1 protein-coding gene is annotated in these 391 nt (G+C 48.8%); it reads left to right on the top strand.

Annotated elements, in window-relative coordinates; genetic code table 11:
• The coding region (locus R0J87_RS18725) for a glycerate kinase (protein ID WP_498888087.1) at nucleotides 1-391 on the top strand (391 nt) is incomplete at both ends.

The following is a 391-nucleotide window of genomic DNA, read 5'->3' as shown; positions in this document are numbered from 1 at the left end:
CAATTTAACGTTGCATGTGATGTGACCAACCCACTCCATGGAGAAACAGGGGCGGCATATATATTTGGCCCGCAAAAAGGCGCCACACCGGAGATGGTAGAGAAACTTGACCAAGGGCTTCGCAATGTTGCGCGCATCGCATCGGAAGACTTAGGCAAAGATATTCAAAATCCACCAGGGGCCGGAGCTGCAGGAGGGCTAGGAGCTGCCTTTATCGGATTTTTGGAAGGCGAATTGAAAAGCGGCATAGAATTGATCCTTGAAAGTGTGAAAATGGAAGAACAAATCAAAGATGTGGACATCGTTGTGACAGGAGAAGGTAAGTTAGACGGCCAAACTTCCATGGGCAAGACCGCGTCGGGGGTTGCTCAATTGGCTAAAAAAATGGGTG

The sequence above is a fragment of the Halomonas sp. SIMBA_159 genome (genome assembly GCF_046536035.1).
GTDB classification, from domain to species: domain Bacteria; phylum Pseudomonadota; class Gammaproteobacteria; order Pseudomonadales; family Halomonadaceae; genus Vreelandella; species Vreelandella venusta_A.
Note: the sequence above shows the minus strand (reverse complement) of the source record. Positions and strands in the feature narration are given on the sequence as shown.